The organism is Pseudomonas sp. GL93 (assembly GCF_003408955.1).
Classification (GTDB): domain Bacteria; phylum Pseudomonadota; class Gammaproteobacteria; order Pseudomonadales; family Pseudomonadaceae; genus Aquipseudomonas; species Aquipseudomonas paracarnis.
In genome coordinates this window covers 146,525-164,098 of sequence record NZ_NKRF01000076.1, presented here as the reverse complement: position 1 = coordinate 164,098, position 17,574 = coordinate 146,525, and the positions used below count along the sequence as shown (strand labels likewise).

At 60.3% G+C, this 17,574-nt stretch carries 14 protein-coding genes; 8 read left to right on the top strand and 6 right to left on the bottom strand.

Annotated elements, in window-relative coordinates; genetic code table 11:
- The first annotated feature begins 47 nt into the window (after nt 1-47).
- The 5 genes from aceK to CER19_RS15445 all read left to right on the top strand — a co-directional run bounded on the left by aceK (nt 48) and on the right by CER19_RS15445 (nt 8,270).
- Entirely contained in the window at nt 48-1,757 is a 1,710-nt protein-coding gene (gene aceK / locus CER19_RS15470) for a bifunctional isocitrate dehydrogenase kinase/phosphatase (RefSeq protein WP_116667038.1), read from the top strand.
- 205 nt (nt 1,758-1,962) lie between these two features.
- On the top strand, nt 1,963-5,874 hold the full coding sequence (gene hrpA, locus CER19_RS15465; RefSeq protein ID WP_116667037.1) for an ATP-dependent RNA helicase HrpA: 3,912 nt from the start codon (nt 1,963-1,965) through the stop codon (nt 5,872-5,874).
- Nucleotides 5,875-6,161: 287 nt separating this feature from the next.
- Nucleotides 6,162-7,283 carry a beta-ketoacyl-ACP synthase III gene (locus CER19_RS15460; protein ID WP_116667036.1) on the top strand — a complete coding sequence of 374 codons (1,122 nt, stop codon included), beginning with the start codon at nt 6,162-6,164 and terminating at the stop codon, nt 7,281-7,283.
- A 145-nt stretch (nt 7,284-7,428) separates the two neighbouring features.
- Complete coding sequence (locus CER19_RS15450) at nt 7,429-8,043, top strand: RNA polymerase sigma factor (protein ID WP_116667034.1); 615 nt, start codon at nt 7,429-7,431, stop codon at nt 8,041-8,043.
- The gene (locus tag CER19_RS15445; RefSeq protein WP_116667033.1) at nt 8,037-8,270 is read left to right on the top strand and encodes an anti-sigma factor; all 234 of its coding nucleotides are present in this window, start codon (nt 8,037-8,039) and stop codon (nt 8,268-8,270) included. Before CER19_RS15450 ends, CER19_RS15445 begins: the two co-directional genes overlap by 7 nt.
- 118 nt (nt 8,271-8,388) lie before the next feature.
- Here the strand turns inward: CER19_RS15445 and CER19_RS15440 are convergent, their stop codons facing one another.
- Nucleotides 8,389-9,711 carry a putative porin gene (locus CER19_RS15440; RefSeq protein ID WP_003193136.1) on the bottom strand — a complete coding sequence of 441 codons (1,323 nt, stop codon included), beginning with the start codon at nt 9,709-9,711 and terminating at the stop codon, nt 8,389-8,391.
- A gap of 284 nt (nt 9,712-9,995) precedes the next feature.
- Between CER19_RS15440 and CER19_RS15435 the strand changes: the two genes are divergently transcribed.
- Entirely contained in the window at nt 9,996-11,129 is a 1,134-nt protein-coding gene (locus CER19_RS15435; protein ID WP_116667032.1) for a GNAT family N-acetyltransferase, read from the top strand.
- A gap of 120 nt (nt 11,130-11,249) precedes the next feature.
- On the opposite strand, the gene aqpZ is transcribed toward CER19_RS15435, so the two are convergent.
- The 5 genes from aqpZ to CER19_RS15410 all read right to left on the bottom strand — a co-directional run bounded on the left by aqpZ (nt 11,250) and on the right by CER19_RS15410 (nt 16,351).
- A complete protein-coding gene (gene aqpZ / locus CER19_RS15430; protein ID WP_116667031.1) occupies nt 11,250-11,951 on the bottom strand; it encodes an aquaporin Z in 702 nt (233 codons plus the stop codon).
- A gap of 175 nt (nt 11,952-12,126) precedes the next feature.
- Nucleotides 12,127-13,959 (bottom strand): ABC transporter ATP-binding protein, encoded by a 1,833-nt coding sequence (locus CER19_RS15425; RefSeq protein WP_116667030.1) that lies wholly within the window; start codon nt 13,957-13,959, stop codon nt 12,127-12,129.
- Nucleotides 13,960-14,042: 83 nt separating this feature from the next.
- Nucleotides 14,043-14,606 carry a peptidylprolyl isomerase gene (locus CER19_RS15420; RefSeq protein WP_116667029.1) on the bottom strand — a complete coding sequence of 188 codons (564 nt, stop codon included), beginning with the start codon at nt 14,604-14,606 and terminating at the stop codon, nt 14,043-14,045.
- Nucleotides 14,607-14,609: 3 nt separating this feature from the next.
- Nucleotides 14,610-15,413 carry an alpha/beta fold hydrolase gene (locus CER19_RS15415; protein ID WP_116667028.1) on the bottom strand — a complete coding sequence of 268 codons (804 nt, stop codon included), beginning with the start codon at nt 15,411-15,413 and terminating at the stop codon, nt 14,610-14,612.
- 14 nt (nt 15,414-15,427) lie between these two features.
- Nucleotides 15,428-16,351: a LysR family transcriptional regulator gene (locus CER19_RS15410; protein WP_116667027.1), complete on the bottom strand. Its 924-nt coding sequence runs from the start codon at nt 16,349-16,351 to the stop codon at nt 15,428-15,430.
- A 49-nt stretch (nt 16,352-16,400) separates the two neighbouring features.
- Here CER19_RS15410 and CER19_RS15405 point away from each other — a divergent pair, with 49 nt between their 5' ends.
- Together CER19_RS15405 and CER19_RS15400 are read left to right on the top strand one after the other, a co-directional pair.
- Entirely contained in the window at nt 16,401-16,715 is a 315-nt protein-coding gene (locus CER19_RS15405; RefSeq protein WP_116667026.1) for a 3-phosphoglycerate kinase, read from the top strand.
- Nucleotides 16,716-16,866: 151 nt separating this feature from the next.
- Nucleotides 16,867-17,466, top strand: coding sequence for an FMN-dependent NADH-azoreductase (locus tag CER19_RS15400; RefSeq protein WP_116667025.1), 600 nt, complete (start codon nt 16,867-16,869; stop codon nt 17,464-17,466).
- Nucleotides 17,467-17,574 lie beyond the last annotated feature (108 nt).

Here is a 17,574-nt window from a genome sequence, read left to right as displayed (position 1 = left end):
CACTGGCTAAGCTCTGGGCTTCCAGATACCCGTTCGAGGTTTCCCGCATGTCGCAGTCCGCCCTCGCTATCGCCCGGATGATCCTCGACGGTTTCGACGATTACCGTGAGCACTTCCGCCAGATCACCGATGGCGCCCGTGAGCGTTTCGAGAAGGCCCAGTGGCAGCAGGGGCAGGCCGCGTCGGCCGCGCGCATCAACCTCTATGAAGAGAAAGTCGCTGAGGTCACGACCCGCCTGCGCGCCAGTTTTGACCCTGCGGCATTGCAGGACATCGGCCAGTGGCCCCTGGTAAAAAGCGCCTATATCGGCCTGATCGATCTGCGTTTTGACGATGAACTGTCCGAGACCTGGTACAACTCGATCTTCTGCGGCCTGTTCAGCCATGACCTGATCAGCGACGGCTGCATGTTCATTCACACCACCCGACCGAGCCTGCGCCGGGCGCGGGCGGCGCAAACCCGTATCTACACGCCGGCCGGTAAAATAGCGGACATGCTCGCGCAGGTTTTCTCTGACTACAGCTTCAGCGAGCCCTACGCCGACCTGCCCGCCGACCTGCGCCGTCTCGAAGCCCAGTTGCGGGAAAACCTGCCGGGTTGGGTGTGCAAGGACCCGGACCTCAAAGTCGAGTTGTTTTCCTCGGTGCTGTACCGCAACAAAGGCGCCTACCTCGTGGGGCGCATCTACACCCGCGACGAACAATGGCCGCTGGTGATTCCGCTGCTGCACCGCGAAGGGCGTGGCATCCAGATCGATGCGTTGATCACCGACGAAGCCGACGTGTCGATCATCTTCTCGTTCACCCGTTCCTATTTCATGGTCGACGTGCCCGTGCCAGCGGAGTTCATCGGCTTTCTCAAGCGCATCCTGCCGGGCAAGCACATTGCCGAGCTGTACACCTCCATCGGTTTCTACAAGCACGGTAAATCCGAGTTCTACCGCGCGCTGATCAACCACCTGGCCACCACTGATGACCAGTTCATCATGGCCCCCGGCGTGCGTGGCATGGTCATGAGCGTGTTCACGCTGCCGGGTTTCAATACGGTGTTCAAGATCATCAAGGACCGCTTCTCGCCGTCAAAAAACGTCAACCGCGCCACGGTGATCGAAAAGTACCGCCTGGTAAAAAGCGTCGACCGCGTAGGGCGCATGGCCGATACCCAGGAGTTCGCCGACTTCCGCTTCCCCTTGAGCAAGTTCGAGCCCGAGTGCCTGGCCGAGTTGCTGGAAGTCGCCGCCGGTACTGTGGAGGTAGAGGGCGACACCGTGCTTATCCGCCACTGCTGGACCGAGCGACGCATGACCCCGCTCAACCTCTACCTCGACAACGCCAACCCCGCCCAGGTGCGCGAAGCATTGGAGGATTACGGCCTGGCGATCAAGCAACTGGCGGCGGCGAATATCTTCCCCGGCGACATGCTGCTGAAGAACTTTGGCGTCACCCGCCACGGCCGCGTGGTGTTCTACGACTACGACGAAATCTGCTTTCTCACCGAAGCCAACTTCCGCCATATCCCCGCGCCGCGCACCCCCGAGGATGAAATGGCCTCCGAGCCCTGGTACTCCATCGGCCCGTTGGACGTGTTCCCCGAAGAGTTCCCGCCGTTCCTGTTTGCCGACGCCGGGCAACGCCGGTTGTTCGATGAGCTGCATGGCGAGCTGTACAACGCTGATTACTGGAAAGGCCTGCAGGACGCGATTCGTGCCGGTAAGGTGATCGACGTATTCCCCTACCGCCGCAAAGACCCGCTATAACCTATTGCCCCTGTGGGAGCGGGCTTGCTCGCGAATACGGTGGTTCAGTTGATACATCTGTGACTGACACACCGCTTTCGCGAGCAAGCCCGCTCCCACATTTTGGTTCGGTTTACACCCGTTGAAGCTCAACTGCCTGCCAGATGGGCTGCTTTTCTGCCACACTTGCCGGCCGTGCATAAATAGATGACCGTCGAAATAGCTGATGACAGACCAAGCACCCACCATCGACCAACTGCTCAAAACCCTCGATCACGCCATGCTCGCCGACCGCCACCGCTTGCGGCGCCAGTTGCTTGAGCTGCGCAAGAAACCCGACGAGGAGAAGCTGGCGCAGTGGGTGGCGCGCATGCAGGCATCGTGCGCGCAGGTCACGGCGCGGCGCGCCAGCCTGCCGGTGATTCGCTATGACGACAGCCTGCCGATTGCCGCCAAGCGCGATGAGATCAAGGACGCGCTCAATAAACACCAGGTGCTGATCATCGCCGGTGAGACCGGCTCGGGTAAAACCACGCAGTTGCCGAAAATCTGCCTGGAAATCGGCCGCGGCCAGTTCGGCCTGATCGGTCATACCCAGCCACGTCGGATCGCCGCGCGCAGTGTCGCCAGCCGCGTCGCTGAAGAACTGGCCACACCATTGGGCGCGTTGGTCGGCTATCAAGTGCGCTTTGAAGACCAGAGCGATGCCAACACCCTGATCAAGCTGATGACCGACGGCATTCTGCTGGCCGAAACCCAGAATGACCGTTACCTGGAACGCTACGATACGATCATCGTCGACGAAGCCCACGAACGCAGCCTGAACATCGACTTCCTGCTCGGCTACCTCAAGACCCTGTTGCCGCGCCGGCCCGACCTGAAAGTCATCATCACCTCGGCCACCATCGACCTGGAGCGCTTTTCCAAGCACTTCGACGATGCGCCGATCGTCGAGGTGTCGGGCCGTACCTTCCCGGTGGACACCTGGTATCGCCCACTCACCCTGGAACAGGACGAGGAGGGCAACCGCGTCGAGGACGACCTGACCGTCGACCAGGCGATCCTCGCCACCCTCGATGAAATCGCCGCCTATGAGCGCAGCGAACGGCGCAGCCCAGGCGATGTATTGGTGTTTTTACCCGGCGAGCGCGAGATTCGTGACGCGGCCGATATGCTGCGCAAGGCCCAGCTCAAGCACACCGAGATTTTGCCGTTGTACGCACGGCTGTCGCCGGCCGAGCAGCAGCGCATTTTCCAGTCCCACCCGGGCCGGCGCGTGGTACTGGCGACCAACGTCGCGGAAACCTCGCTGACGGTGCCGGGCATTCGCTATGTGATCGACAGCGGCACGGCGCGCATCAGCCGCTACAGCTATCGCGCCAAGGTACAGCGTTTGCCCATCGAGGCGATCTCACAGGCCAGCGCCAACCAGCGTAAAGGCCGTTGCGGCCGGGTTGAGCCGGGCATTTGCATTCGCTTGTACAGCGAAGAAGATTTTATCGGCCGCCCGGAATTTACCGACCCGGAGATCCTGCGCACCAACCTCGCCGCCGTGATCCTGCAGATGCTGCACCTGCGCCTGGGCGAGATCACCGATTTCCCGTTTATCGAACCGCCGGATGGCAAGGCCATCAGCGACGGTTTCAACCTGCTGCAAGAACTCTCGGCGGTGGACCGCAACAGCCAGCTCACCCCGCTGGGCCGCCAGCTCGCCCGCTTGCCGGTGGACCCGCGCATGGGTCGCATGTTGCTGGAAGCGGCCAAGCTCGGCAGTTTGCAGGAAGTGTTGATCGTCGCCAGCGCCATGTCGATCCAGGATCCGCGCGAGCGCCCACCAGAGCGTCAACAAGCGGCCGACCAGGCCCACGCGCAGTGGAAAGATCCGGATTCGGACTTCGCCGGGTTGGTCAACCTGTGGCGCGGTTTCGAGGAGCAGCGCCAGGAACTGACCGCCAGCCCGTTGCGCAACTGGTGCCGCAAAAACTTCCTCAACTACTTGCGCCTGCGCGAGTGGCGCGACTCCCATCGTCAATTGAGCCTGATCTGCCGCGACATGCAGCTGAGCCTCAACAAAGAGCCCGCCGACTATCCGAAGCTGCATAAAGCCGTGTTGTCCGGCCTGCTCAGCCAGATCGGCCAGAAGACCGAAGACGGCGATTACCTCGGAGCGCGCCAGCGTCGCTTCTGGATTCACCCGTCTTCGGGTATCGGCAAGAAGCGCCCGCAATGGCTGATGACTGCCGAACTGGTGGAGACCACCAAGCTCTATGCACGCATGGTGGCGAAAATCGACGCCGACTGGATCGAGCCGCTGGCCGGGCACCTGATCAAGAAAAACCACTTCGAACCCCATTGGGAGAAGAAGCGCGGCCAAGTGGTGGCCTTTGAACAGATCACCCTGTTCGGGCTGATCGTGGTCGGGCGCCGGCCGGTGCATTACGGGCCGATTGACCCGGTGGTGTCCCGCGAGCTGTTTATCCGTGAAGGCCTGGTGCGCGGCGAGATTCAGTCCCGTGCCAAGTGCCTGACGGCCAACCAGAAACTGCTGGAACAACTCGACGAGCTGGAAGCCAAGGCTCGCCGGCGCGACATCCTGGCCGACGAAGAAACCCTGTACGCCTTTTACGATGCGCGCCTGCCCGCAGAGATTCACCAGACCGCCACCTTTGACAGTTGGTACAAGGTCAACAGCCAGAAAGACCCGCAACTGCTGATCATGCGCGAAGAAGACGTACTGGCTCGCGAGGCCAGTGAAGTCACCGCCGCGCATTACCCGGACACCTTGCACTTGGGCGACCTGGCCCTGGCCTTGAGTTACCACTTCGAACCCAACCACCCCCGTGACGGCGTGACCCTGCGGGTGCCGGCGCCGTTGTTGCCGGCGTTGCCAGCCGAGCGCCTGGAGTGGCTAGTGCCGGGCTTGATCGAGGCTAAGTGCATCGCCCTGGTGCGCAACTTGCCCAAGGCGCTGCGCAAAAACTTCGTGCCGGTGCCGGACTTCGTCAAGGCCGCGCTGCAACGCATCGAGTTCGGCCAGGGCTCGTTGCCCCAGGCGCTGGGACGTGAATTGCTGCGCATGACCGGTGCGCGGGTCAGCGATGAGGCGTGGGCCGAGGCGGCGCAACAGGTGGAAAACCACCTGAAGATGAACCTGGAAGTGGTCGACGGCCAGGGCAAGTTCCTCGGCGAAGGCCGTGACCTGGCTGAGCTGACCGCACGGTTCGCCGAAGCCAGCCAGGCTGCCTTGGCCGTGCCGCAAACCGCGAAAAGCCAGCAGCCGGTGGAGGCCAAGGTGTTTGCGGCGGTGGCGGAAAAAACTCAGCAGAACATCGCCGGCCTATCGATGACGGTGTATCCGGCACTGGTGGAAGAGAACGGCACGGTCAAGGAGGGGCGTTTCTCTACCGCCGCCGAAGCCGAGTTCCAGCACCGTCGCGCCTTGCAGCGCCTGCTGATGCAGCAATTGGTGGAACCGGCGAAATTCCTGCGCGGCAAATTGCCGGGGCTGACCGAACTGGGCTTGATGTACCGCGAATTGGGGCGTATCGACGCGCTGGTGGAAGACATCCTGCTGGCCAGCCTCGACACCTGCGTACTCGAAGGCGAAGCCAGCCTGCCAAGGGATGGCGCTGGCCTGGCGGCCTTGGCTGAACGCAAGCGCGGCACTTGGACGGAGCACGCCGAACGCCTGGCGCGCCTGACCCTGGAGGTGCTGAAACTCTGGCACGGCCTGCAAAAACGCTTCAAGGGCAAGATCGACCTGGCCCAGGCCGTAGCCTTGAACGATATCAAGCAGCAACTGAGCAACCTGGTGTACCCAGGTTTTGTGCGGGAAACCCCGGCCCAGTGGTTCAAGGAACTGCCGCGTTTCCTCAAGGCCATCGAGCTGCGCCTGGAAAAACTGCCGAGCCAAGTGCAAAAGGACCGCGTGTGGAGCAGCGAATTGGGCGGCCTGTGGGCGCAGTACCAGAACCGCCTGAACAAACACACCCAGGAAGGCAAGCGCGACCCGCAACTGGAGCTGTACCGCTGGTGGCTGGAGGAATACCGAGTGTCGCTGTTTGCCCAGCAGTTGGGCACCAAGGTACCGATTTCCGATAAGCGCCTGAGCAAGCAATGGAGCCAGGTAGATCCCTGAAGCCCTTACCCACCTGTAGGAGCGAGCTTGCTCGCGAAAAACGTCAACGATAACGCGTGTTTCCTGGATAAACGCGGCGCCTATGAGTTTTTCGCGAGCGAGCTCGCCCCTACAGCTGGGTGTTTGTCTGGCCTATAGCGCCAAATCCCCAGTGTTGTGGCAAACTTCGCGGTTACAGATTGAATAAAAGCATTGCCAGTTTGATGCCCGCTGGATGACATCAAACCACTTTAAGTTTGGTACGACGGTACCAATATCTTCTGCCTGACAGATTTAGAGGAACGACCGTGCATAACGTCGTCATCAGCGGCACTGGCCTGTACACCCCGGCCAACAGCATTTCCAACGAAGAGCTGGTGGAGTCTTTCAATGCCTACGTACAACAGTTCAACGCCGACAACGCCGCCGCTATCGAACGTGGCGATGTGCAGGCGCTGACCGAGTCGAGCGCGGCATTCATTGAAAAGGCATCCGGCATCAAGAGCCGTTTTGTGATGGACAAGGACGGCATCCTCGATCCGCAGCGCATGGCTCCACGGCTGCCCGAGCGCAGCAACGACGAATGGTCGGTGCTTTGCCAGATGGCCATCGGTGCTGCCGAACAAGCCCTGCAGCGCGCCGGCAAGACCGCCGCCGACATCGACGGCGTCATCGTCGCCTGCTCCAACCTGCAACGCGCTTACCCGGCGATCGCCATCGAAGTCCAGGAAGCCCTGGGTATCCAGGGCTTCGGTTTCGACATGAACGTGGCGTGTTCCTCGGCCACCTTCGGCATCCAGAACGCGGCCAACAGCATCCAGTTGGGCCAGGCCCGGGCGATTCTGATGGTTAACCCGGAAGTCTGCACCGGCCACCTGAACTTTCGTGACCGTGACAGCCACTTCATCTTCGGTGATGCCGCCACGGCGGTGATCCTGGAGCGTGCTGACCTGGCGACGTCCGAGCATCAGTTCGACGTGGTGAGCACCAAGTTGCTGACCAAGTTTTCCAACAACATCCGCAACAACTTCGGCTTCCTCAACCGCACGGCGGAAGAGGGCATCGGCGCCCCCGACAAGCTGTTCGTGCAGGAAGGCCGCAAGGTGTTCCGTGATGTCTGCCCGATGGTGGCCGAATTGATCGGCGAGCACTTGGCAGAAAACCAGCTGAGTGTCACTGATGTGAAGCGTTTCTGGCTCCACCAGGCCAACCTGAGCATGAACCACCTGATCGTGAAGAAACTGCTGGGGCGCGACGCGTCGGTGGAAGAAGCGCCGGTGATCCTTGATACTTACGCCAATACCAGCTCGGCCGGCTCGGTGATTGCGTTCCACACTTATCAGGATGACCTGCCCAAGGGCGCGGTTGCCGTACTCAGCTCCTTTGGCGCCGGGTATTCGATTGGCAGTGTGATCCTGCGCAAACGCTGAGTGTGTGGCCGGACGCGGTCAACTGTGGGAGCTGGCTTGCCTGCGAAGGCATCGGCTCGGTGTGCCTGAATCACCGAGTTGTCTGGATCGCAGGCAAGCCAGCTCCCACATTGACCGTATTTCCACGGCAAGATTGAGGTAAACGATGGCAGCAGCGGACGACGCGCACCTGCTTGAACGCCTGCTCAAGGGTGAGCAGCGGGCTTATAAGGAATTGGTCAACACCTACCAGAGTGCAATGCGGGCAGTGGCCTATGCCATCGTCGGCCAGCGCCACGCCGACGAAGTGGTGCAAGATGCCTGGCTTTCGGTGGTGCGCAACCTGGCCAAGTTCGAAGGGCGATCGAGCCTCAAGACCTGGCTGTTGACCATCACCGCCAATTCCGCAAAGAGCCGTTACAAACAAAATCGTCGGGAAGTGCTGCTCGACGATTTGCCCTCACCCCACGGCACTATTGGCGATGACCGCTTCAGCCCGGATGATGGCCATTGGGCTGTTGCCCCTTACGCTTGGCACCAAGACACCCCGGAGGCGCTGCTGACCGAAGATGAACTGCGCAAATGCCTGGAGCATACGATTCTGAGTTTGTCTGAACTACAAAGCAGTGTGCTGGTATTGCGTGAGCGCCAGGGCCTGGAACTGGAAGAAATCTGTAATCTTCTGACCCTTTCACTCTCCAACGTCCGTGTGCTGTTGCATCGAGCACGGCTTAAAGTCTTCGCCACGGTGGAGCATTTTGAGGAAACGGGCGAATGTTGACCTGTAAAGAGCAAGTAGCGCGTTCCAGTGACTACCTCGATGGGCAATTGACCTTTCGGGAGCGTCTGCTGGTGCGTCATCACTTGATGTTCTGCCCGAACTGCCGGCGTTTTATCCGTCAGATGCGCTTGCTGCAGGCGACGCTCAAGCGTATGCCGCAGGAGCCGGTGGAGGGTGTTGATGCGCTGGCTGAACAACTGGCGGCCGAGCGGCGTAGAGACATGTAGGAGCGAGCTTGCTCGCGAAAAACGTCAACGGTAACGCGGGTAACCTGGATAAACGCGTTGCCTGTGGGTTCTTCGCGAGCAAGAACTAGGCGTCCCCCTCGCTCCTACATGTTAAGCATTAGAACTTGGCTTCAGCATCCAGCTGCAAGGTGTTGGTATCGGCATCCCGCTGAGTCCGGCTGGCGAAGTCAGCCTTGGTCAGGAAGTAGGTGGCGCCGATGGCGAAGTTCTTGTCGATGTCGTAGCTCACTTTCATCTTATGACCGCGCGAACCGGTGGTGCCGTTGGCGAAGTCCGAATCGGTGAAGGCGCCTACGACGGCATTACGTTGAACGTCGCGGTAGTTGTAGTCCAGGTTCAAGCCGAACACCTTGGACTTGGCACCCAGCAACCAGGCGGTGTCCTGGTCGGTCACCGCATCGTTGTTTTTCACGTACTGGCCGTAGAACGACAGCGGCACGGCCAGGCCGCCAATGTCTGCTTGCGCAAAGCCTTCGTACAGGCGGAATTCATTGTTGGCCGAGTTGCCGTTGACCGCCAGTGCGCAAGGCGTGGTGGTGGTTGTGCAGCGGCTGTCTTCGTCATTCTTGTAGGCGTAGATGCTGCCGCCCAAGGTCATTTTCAGGTTGTCGGTAACCGAGAAACGCGTGCCCAACTGGCCGGACGTCAGGCGCAGGTCATGGCGAAATTGCACGCCGTCACCGTCCACGTTGTCCTTGAGGTTGTAGTTACCCAGGCTACCGAACAGCTCAGCGCTGCTACCCAGTGGGTATTTGTAGGTGACGGCCAGGCCTTCAGGGTTGATGTCGCTATCCCAGATCACATCGCCCATGTTCACCCACGGCTGCAGCATCTTGCCGCCGATCACGTGCAGGTTCTTGATCTGGTCCGGGTGGTAGTCGATGTAGCCGAGGTCCAGCCAGATCGACTTCTTATCGAAGTAACCATCCTGGTCCTGGTTGGTGGAGCGAGCATCGTCGCCGCCGCCGGTGGCAATACGGATACCGGTGTCCACCTGCGGGTTGATTTCGGTGTAGGCACCCAGGCGGGCACGGATACGTTGACGGTCCTTGTCACGCCCACCGTTGTTGGGCTCGCCGTCGATCTTGATGGTTTCCTGGCGGAAGCGCACATCGCCCTTGAACTGGGTCTTGGCTGCCCATGCCAATTTCTGGTCGAAGCTGCTCAGCTCGTTGGTTTTTTTCGCAGTGGCCGCGATCTGCTCGTTGGTCTCTTGTTGAGCTTGGCGTGCGATCTGCTGTTCTTTCTGATCCCTGGCCAGTTCCATTTGCAGTTCGGTGTACTGCGCCGCGGTGATCTGGCCGTTGGCCTTGAGCATGTCGAGCAATTTAGCGTCGACTGCAGCGCTGGCTGGAACGCTCAGTGCCAGCAACAGGCCGCCACACAGGACCGCCGCAGTTTTAGTGGAAGCAAGACGCATATCAATCTCCGAAAGTGAGGAGGGATGGCAACACCCTCCAGGACACAACCGACCCATGACGGACGGAAAAATGTCGCCCGGTAGACCCGGACGCTCTAAAAACTGGCGTCAGTATCGCGACCGTTTATGACGGAGTAGTGGCTAAGTGATTTCATCTAGATGACAAATCGTTGCGCTACGGAACTAAGGGTTTTGGCGCCTGTCGGCGTGTTTTGAGGATGTGCGCGCGGCTGTGATCAGCGATACTCGCCAGGTTTTCATGCCAAGAAACAATGAGGATGCCGATGCCGCTGCAACGCCTGGACAGCCTGTCCGATATCGCTGCGCACACGTGGGATGCCCTGATGCCACAGGCCCAGCCGTTTATGCAGCATGGGTTTCTCAGTGCGCTGGAAGACAGCGCCAGTGTCGGCCCGCATTCGGGCTGGCAGACGGAGCACTTGCTGCACTGGGAAGGCGACCGGTTGATGGCGGCATTGCCGGGTTATCGCAAATGGCATTCGTATGGCGAGTACGTGTTCGATCACGGCTGGGCCGATGCCTGTGAGCGCGCCGGCATCGACTATTACCCCAAGTTGCTGACGGCCGTGCCGTTCAGCCCGGTCGGTGGGCCGCGTGTGTTGGCTGCCAGTGCCGCAGACGCTTTCGAATTGCTCAATAGCCTGCCGGGGTATCTGGAGGTCGAAGGCCTGTCGAGCGCCCATATCAACTTTACCGATGCCCTGGCCGACGAAGCCATGGCCCAACACTCCGGCTGGTTGCAACGCTTGGGTTGCCAGTTTCATTGGCAGAACCGAGGCTACCGCGACTTTCAGGATTTTCTCGACGCCCTGAGTTCACGCAAGCGCAAACAGATGCGCAAAGAACGTGAACAAGTGGCAGGGCAGGGTATCGAGTTCGAGTGGTTGCAAGGCCATGAGCTGAGCGAAGCGCAATGGGACTTTGTCTATGCCTGCTATGCCAACACCTACGCGGTGCGCCGGCAATCGCCCTACCTGACCCGCGCTTTTTTCAGCCTGCTGGCTGAACGCATGCCCGCGGCCATCCGCGTAGTGCTGGCCAAACAAGGCACGCGGCCGGTGGCGATGGCCTTCAGCCTGCTCGGTGGCGACAGCTTCTATGGCCGCTACTGGGGTTGCCTGGCGGAATTCGACCGCCTGCATTTCGAGACCTGTTTCTACCAAGGCATGGACTACGCCATCGCCCACGGCCTGCAACGCTTCGATGCGGGTGCCCAGGGGGAGCACAAATTGATTCGCGGGTTTGAGCCGGTGATTACGCGGTCCTGGCACTACCTGCGCCACCCGGGGTTGAAGAACGCTGTGGAAGATTTTCTTGAGCGCGAACGGGTGGGGGTTCTGGCGTATGCCGAAGAGGCGAGGGCGGCCCTGCCTTATCGGCACTCTGACGGAACGTGAAACACCTTGTAGGAGCGAGCTTGCTCGCGAAGAACGTGCAGACGACGCGGGATTACAGCTGTAAGCACTGCGTCATCGTTAGTGTTTTTCGCGAGCAAGCTCGCTCCTACAGGGATTGGGTCAAGCGGGTTTTTCTTCACCCAACCATCGGTAGGTAATGCCGCCGATCACCGCGCCGAGGATCGGCGCGAGCCAGAACAACCACAACTGCTGGAGTGCCCAGCCGCCGACAATCAACGCAGGCCCCGTGCTGCGGGCCGGGTTGACCGAGGTGTTGGTCACCGGGATGGAGATAAGGTGGATCAGCGTCAGCCCCAGGCCAATGGCGATGGGCGCGAAGCCTGCAGGGGCTCGACGGTCGGTAGCGCCAAGGATGATCAGCACGAACATCGCAGTCATCACCAGCTCGCAGACAAAGCCTGCCGCCATTGAATAACCACCGGGTGAGTGTTCGCCATAACCGTTGCTTGCCAGCCCGGACGCTAGCTCGAACCCTGGTTTGCCACTGGCGATGAAGTACAGCAGTGCGGCGGCGATGGCGCCACCGATCACTTGCGACACGATGTAGGCCGGCAACTCTCTGGCCGGAAATCTGCCGCCCACCACCAACCCCACCGAGACGGCCGGGTTAAGGTGGCAGCCGCTGATATGCCCGATGGCAAACGCCATGGTCAGTACCGTGAGTCCGAAAGCCAGGGATACGCCGAGCAGGCCGATGCCGACGTTGGGGAACGCTGCGGCCAACACGGCACTCCCGCAGCCACCCAACACCAGCCAAAACGTACCCAGTCCTTCCGTTACGGAACGTTTGAACAGTGACATGAACACTTCCTTAGATTGCTCTATCTGATTAACGGTCTGTGTGGCTTCCCTTCCGCCTTAAATCAGGGCCCTCCTGGGGCCTGATTGCAGTACAGCAGGATTGTGTCGCAAGACCAGCCAGATAGAGAAAGCTGTCAGAATTGTTCGGAATTGAGCGGGGCTTTACCCAGCGAAATCAGTCTATGCCGACAAAACCCCCGGTCTGATGCTGCCATAACCGCGAATAAAGCCCGCCGTATGCCAGCAACTCGGAATGGCTGCCGCTCTCGGCGATCTGGCCTTTTTCCAGCACCACCAGGCGGTCCATTCGTGCGATGGTCGACAACCGGTGTGCAATCGCAATCACCGTCTTGCCCTGCATCAAGGTTTCCAGGCTCTCCTGGATCGCCGCTTCCACTTCAGAGTCCAGCGCAGAGGTGGCTTCGTCCATGATCAGGATCGGCGCGTCCTTGAGCAGCACGCGGGCGATAGCGATACGCTGGCGTTGCCCGCCGGAGAGTTTCACCCCGCGCTCACCCACATGAGCATCCAGCCCGGTGCGGCCCTCGGAATCCGACAGCAGCGGGATGAACTCATCGGCGCGGGCCTTGTGCACCGCCGCCCACAGTTCCTCGTCAGTCGCGTCGGGCTTGCCATACAGCAGGTTGTCGCGGATCGAGCGGTGCAGCAACGAGGGGTCTTGGGTGATCATGCCGATTTGCGCGCGCAGGCTTTCCTGGGCGACCTCGGCGATGTTCTGGCCGTCGATGAGGATGCGCCCGCCCTGCAGGTCGTAAAGGCGCAGCAGCAGGTTGACTAGCGTCGACTTGCCCGCGCCGGATGGGCCGATCAAGCCGATCTTTTCCCCGGCCTTGATCTCGAGGTTGAGGCCGCCAATGATTCCGCTCTGCTTGCCGTAGTGGAAGTCCACCTGCTCGAAGCGCACCTGGCCGTGGGGCACCGTCAGGCGCGGAGCGTTTTCACGATCGACCACGGCCAGTGGCTGGGCGATGGTCTTCAGGCCGTCCTGCACGATACCGATGTTTTCGAAGATGCCGTTGACCACCCACATGATCCAGCCGGACATGTTGACGATGCGGATCACCAGGCCGGTGGCCAGGGCAATCGCGCCCACGGAAATCAGCGACTGGGTCCACAGCCACAGGGCCAGGCCAGTAGTGGTGACAATCAGCAGGCCGTTCAAAATACAGATCACGGTGTCCATGCTGGTGAGTACGCGGGCGGCCAGTTGGGTTTTTTCGGTCTGCTCGATGATCGCTTGCTTGGCGTATTCCTGTTCATTCTGCGTATGGGCGAACAGCTTCAAGGTGGTGATATTGGTATAGCCGTCGACAATCCGGCCCATCAACTTGGAGCGCGCCTCCGAGGAGACCACCGAGCGCTCTTTCACGCGAGGTACGAAGTAACGCAGGGCCAGGCTGTAGCAAACGATCCAGGTGATCAGCGGAATCATCAGCCGCCAGTCAGCCTCGGCAAACAACACCAGGGCACTGATGGCGTAGATCGACACGTGCCAGATAGCCTCTGCGGTCGCCACCGCCGAGTCACGCAAGGAATTGCCGGTTTGCATGATCCGCTGGGCGATGCGCCCGGCAAAATCGTTCTGGAAGAAATTCAGGCTCTGCTTGAGCACGTAGCTGTGGTTTTGCCAGCGAATCAGGCTGGTCATGCCGGGGTTGATGGTCTGGTGCACCAGCAAGTCATGCAGGCCGTTGAAGAGGGGGCGCAACAACAGGGCGACCACGGCCATCCAGATCAGCTCGGCGCTGTGGATCTGGAAGAAGTTCGCCGGTGGCGTGCCCTGGGCCAGGTCGATGATGCGGCTCAGGTAGCTGAACAACGCGACTTCGATCAGGGCGCCGACCAGCCCCACCACCAGCAGCGCGGCAAAGCACGGCCACACCTGGCGCAGGTAATAGAGATAGAAGGGCAGGACTTTTTCGGGAGGGGCCGCGCTGGGGGCGTCGCGGAAAATATCGATCAGTTGTTCAAAACGACGATAGAGCATTAGGTTTGACGCCCGCCGGGCGGGCTCTCCTTTCAAAGGTGCACGGTGCCGTGGGGGGCGCCGTGCAAAGCTGCCTGCGGACCTCAGTCGATGCGCTTGGCCGACTTGATGATCACAGGATCGATAGGCACGTTCTGCATGCCTTGCTTGGTGGTGGTCTGGGAGTTGACGATGACGTCGACGACGTCCATGCCCTTGACCACTTTGGCGAACACGGCATAACCGGCATCGCGGCCCGGGTCGAGGAAGGCATTGTCAGCCACGTTGATGAAGAATTGGCTGGTGGCCGAGTTCGGGTCATTGGTGCGAGCCATGGACAAGGTGCCACGCACGTTATGCAGGCCATTGCTGGCTTCGTTCTTGATCGGTGCTTCGGTCGGCTTTTGTGACATTTGCTGGGTGAACCCGCCGCCCTGGACCATGAAGCCCGGGATCACGCGGTGAAAGATCGTATTGGTGTAGAAGCCCTTGTCGACATAGGCCAGGAAGTTCTTGGTGCTGATCGGAGCCTTGACCGGGTCCAGTTCGATTTCAATCTGGCCGTTGGTGGTGTCGAGCAAAACATGTGGCGCCTTGGCCGGCTCAGCTGCCATCAGGTTGGCAGCGAACAAGGCGGAACCGGCAAAGAAGGCGATTTTTTTTAGCATGGGTCAGTGATCCTGGGTAGTGGTTTCGACGGTCTTTAGAAAATCGAGCAAGGTCGCGTTAAAGACCTCGGGTTGATCCAAGGGCGTGGCATGGCGGGAATCTTCGATCACCACCAGCCGCGCATCGGGCAGCAGTTTTACATAGATTTCTTTCTGCGCCACGGGGGTGTAGTCATGGTCAGCGCTGATGACCAGGGTTGGACAGGCAATTCTCGACAGTTGTTCCTGCACGCCCCAGCCCACAATGGCGTCGAAGCTGGCGAGATAAGCACGTTTGTCGTTTTTTACCCAGCGTTCGGCCATCTTGCGGCGCAGGTCGGCTTGCTCAGGTTTTGGGAACAGCCGATCGCCCAAGGCCTTGCCGATGGTGCCCAGGCTGAGCACGCGGGCCAGGGTCCAGCGTTTGGCCCATTGCCAATAGTCATCGGCACTGCGCACCTTGACCTCAGGCGCGCTGTTGACGATGCACAGGCTCTTGACCCGCAGGGGTTCATCCACTGCCAGTTGGAAGGCGATCATGCCGCCCATGGACAAACCCACCACGTGGGCCGCTGGCAGGTCCAGGTGTTCGATCAGGGCGATCAGGTCGAAGGTAAACCCCTTGATGCTGTAGCGCTCCCGGGGTTTGTCCGAGCGACCATGGCCACGCACGTCAACCACGATCAGGTGGTAGTGTCGGGCGAGTACCGGTACTTGCAGTTCCCAATCCTGGCTGCTGGAGCCCAGGCCGTGGATCAGGATCAGCGGGTTGCCATGGCCATATTCCTCGTAATGCAGGCTGCAGCCTTCATGGTCGAACCAGGCCATGGATGAACTCCGTTTCAGGCTTGTTGGGGGGCGGCAAAGGGCGCGTCCAGGGGAGCGGTGTCAAAGGTGCGCAGCAATTCCACGAGGATCTGCGTGGCGGGCCCCAAGGGTTTGTCTTTGTTGGAGTACAGGTAAAACGTCGGGTTGCGACTGCCGCCTTTTTCCAGGGGCAGTTGCTTGAGCACGCCTTCCTTGAGTTCGCGCTCGATCATGTGCCGGGGCAGCCAGGCAAAGCCCAGGCCGCTGGCGACGAAGGTGGCCGCGGTAGCGAGGCTGCCGACAGTCCAGCGCTGTTCAGCGCCGAGCCAGCCGACGTCGCGCGGTTGCTGGCGGCCGGAGTCACGGATCACCACCTGCATCTGGCTCTCCAGGTCGTGGAAACTCAGCTCACGGTTGAGGCGATGCAGCGAGTGATCGGGGTGGGCCACGGCGATGAACTCCACATCGCTCATTTCCGTGCCCAGGTAGCCCGGGATGATAAACCCGCAAATGGCCAGGTCCGCCATGCCGTCGAGCAGCAATTCTTCGACGCCGGACAGCACTTCTTCGCGCAGGCGCACCCGGCAGCCACGGCTTTGCGGCATAAAGGCGGTTAATGCGCGAACGAGACGTGCGCTGGGGTAGGCGGCATCCACCACCAGACGCACTTCGGCTTCCCAGCCCTGTTCCATGTGATGGGCGAGGTCTTCCAGCTGGCTGGCGTTTTTCACCAGTTGGCGGGAGCGGCGCAGCAGCACTTCACCGGCCTCGGTCAGCACCGCCTTGCGCCCGTCGATACGCAGCAAGGGGACACCGAGTTGGTCCTGCATGCGCGCCACGGTGTAGCTCACTGAAGATTGCGAACGGTGCAGCGCTTCGGCGGCCTGGGCAAAGCCGCCATGGTCGACCACGGCTTGCAAGGTGCGCCATTGATCGAGGGTAACGCGGGGCGCTTTCAAGATGAGCTCCTCTTGTCCTAAGCTGGCGGTCCTTATTGGAGACTGCCGAATGAGAAAATTGTGTTGTGTGTTGCTGGCGCTGCTGCCGATGAGCGCGTTTGCCTACCCCATCGATGTGACGAAGAAGATCAACGGCGTAAGCGTTGACTACACAGCGTCCGATGTGGACGCCGACATCAGTTCGATCCAGCTAAGTAACTACGGCACCAACGACGCGGTATGTTCGGTAACCTTCACCAACGGCCCGGAATCGCCACGCCGTCGTACCGTGACCGTGCCTGCTGGCAAAAGCACTAACACCACGGTCAAGTTCAATCGCTCCATCATCAAGATGCGTATTGCTCTGAACTGCGCGCCAAAATAAAGCAACAGCGGAGCATGCCCACAGGAATACTCCGCTTATAAACAAATTTCTAGATGGGTTGTAGCAGTTTTTTGCGCTTTTTTATCGAACGGGCCCTGGTTAACCTTCTCTCCATCGACTTACAGCAATTACCGATGGAGCCTACGAAGCCATGTCCAATGTTCTGATCATCGAAAGCAGTGCGCGCCAGCAGGATTCCATTTCCCGTCAGCTCACCCAACAGTTCATCAGCCAATGGCAAGTCGCCCATCCGGCAGACCGCATCACCGTGCGCGACGTTGCGCTCAATCCGGTACCCCACCTGGATGCCAACCTGCTGGGTGGCTGGATGAAGCCGGCGGAGCAGCGTAACGACGACGAACAGGTGTCCCTGGACCGCTCCAACGAGTTGACTGACGAACTGCTGGCCGCCGACGTGTTGGTGAGGGCCGCGCCGATGTACAACTTCGCCATTCCGAGCACCCTTAAAGCCTGGCGGGATCACGTGTGGCGGGCGGGTGTGCCCTTCAAGTACACCGCCACTGGGCCCCAGGGTTTGTTGACCGGCAAGCGCGCCATCGTGCTCACCGCACGCGGTGGTATCCACACCGGCGCCACCTCGGATCATCAGGAACCGTACCTGCGTCAGGTCATGGCATTTATCGGCATTCATGACGTCACCTTCATTCACGCCGAAGGCGTCAACCTGGGCGGCGACTTCCAGGAGAAGGGCGTCAATCACGCCAAGGCGCAGCTGGCTCAGGTGGCCTGAGGCGTTAATCGTCAGATAATCCCGTGCTGCTTATATAGCCCCACGCTAACCCTTCAAGTACGCGTATCGAACCTCCCTTTGCACTTTTTGCTCCTGAGTGCTCCCGCC

Coding starts and splice junctions, on each gene's coding strand:
- aceK (WP_116667038.1), top strand. CDS start 48: ATGTCGCAGTCCGCCCTCGCTATCGCCCGGATGATCCTCGACGGTTTC.
- hrpA (WP_116667037.1), top strand. CDS start 1,963: ATGACAGACCAAGCACCCACCATCGACCAACTGCTCAAAACCCTCGAT.
- CER19_RS15450 (WP_116667034.1), top strand. CDS start 7,429: ATGGCAGCAGCGGACGACGCGCACCTGCTTGAACGCCTGCTCAAGGGT.
- CER19_RS15445 (WP_116667033.1), top strand. CDS start 8,037: ATGTTGACCTGTAAAGAGCAAGTAGCGCGTTCCAGTGACTACCTCGAT.
- CER19_RS15440 (WP_003193136.1), bottom strand. CDS start 9,711: ATGCGTCTTGCTTCCACTAAAACTGCGGCGGTCCTGTGTGGCGGCCTG.
- CER19_RS15435 (WP_116667032.1), top strand. CDS start 9,996: ATGCCGCTGCAACGCCTGGACAGCCTGTCCGATATCGCTGCGCACACG.
- aqpZ (WP_116667031.1), bottom strand. CDS start 11,951: ATGTCACTGTTCAAACGTTCCGTAACGGAAGGACTGGGTACGTTTTGG.
- CER19_RS15425 (WP_116667030.1), bottom strand. CDS start 13,959: ATGCTCTATCGTCGTTTTGAACAACTGATCGATATTTTCCGCGACGCC.
- CER19_RS15420 (WP_116667029.1), bottom strand. CDS start 14,606: ATGCTAAAAAAAATCGCCTTCTTTGCCGGTTCCGCCTTGTTCGCTGCC.
- CER19_RS15415 (WP_116667028.1), bottom strand. CDS start 15,413: ATGGCCTGGTTCGACCATGAAGGCTGCAGCCTGCATTACGAGGAATAT.
- CER19_RS15405 (WP_116667026.1), top strand. CDS start 16,401: ATGAGAAAATTGTGTTGTGTGTTGCTGGCGCTGCTGCCGATGAGCGCG.
- CER19_RS15400 (WP_116667025.1), top strand. CDS start 16,867: ATGTCCAATGTTCTGATCATCGAAAGCAGTGCGCGCCAGCAGGATTCC.